This window comes from Ralstonia sp. RL (genome assembly GCF_001683835.1).
In the GTDB taxonomy this organism is placed as follows: Bacteria; Pseudomonadota; Gammaproteobacteria; order Burkholderiales; family Burkholderiaceae; genus Ralstonia; species Ralstonia mannitolilytica.
The window spans coordinates 1-738 of the sequence record NZ_LWRX01000216.1 but is presented as its reverse complement, the minus strand read 5'-3'; the positions used below and the strand labels follow the sequence as shown (position 1 = coordinate 738).

The following is a 738-nucleotide window of genomic DNA, read 5'->3' as shown; positions in this document are numbered from 1 at the left end:
CCTGAGGGGGCAGGCTGCTGCCCTGGTCGCCCAAGGCCAGCTCGAGGAAGCACTGGCCGTGCTGGTTCAGGCCAGCCAGACCAACCCGCAGGATCAGGCCATCCAGCTCGATGCCGTCGAGGTGCTGATGCAGCTCGGCCGCCACGACGAAGCCAAGCAACTGCTGGCCGGCGATTACGCCAACGAACCGGATCGTGCCAACGCCCTGCGCGCCCGCCTCGCGCTGCTCGACGGTGCCGCCGACACCGCACCGCTGGAGGCCAAGCTGGCTGCCAACCCGGATGACCACGCCAGCCGGCTGGCGCTGTCCAAAGCTTACGCCGCGCAGGGCCGCTTCCGTGAAGCACTCGAAGCGGCGCTGGAAGTCGTCCGCCGCGATCGCTTTTTCGAGCAGGGCGCCGGCCGCCAGGCCATCCTGAACCTGTTCGAGGCCTTGTCCGGCGAGCAGTACGACGATCTCGTCCGCGAATTCCGTCGCAAGCTCTCCGCCACCCTGAACTGAACAACGGTCCAAGGCATCGGCCGTGCAGCTGTTTTACACCGATGTCTTCGTGCTGCCCCTGCCGGCCGGCCACCGCTTCCCGATGGAGAAGTACGCGCTGCTGCGCGAAAGCCTGCTGGCCAGCGGAGCGTTCAGCCCGGCCGATTTTCATCTGCCACACGCGGCCACCGATGAGGAACTCGGTCGTGCCCACGATTTTTCCTATATCCGTGCGGTCACGTTCGGCCAATTGCCCG

Annotated in this window: 1 protein-coding gene and 1 pseudogene; both read left to right on the top strand. The window is 66.7% G+C overall.

Annotation, left to right across the window (positions count from 1 at the left end; genetic code table 11):
* Nucleotides 1–502: tetratricopeptide repeat protein (locus A6M56_RS19875; RefSeq protein WP_286758363.1), on the top strand; the 502-nt coding region annotated here is incomplete at its 5' end.
* 22 nt (nucleotides 503–524) lie between these two features.
* Nucleotides 525–738: pseudogene (locus A6M56_RS19870) on the top strand (histone deacetylase); the annotation flags it as partial.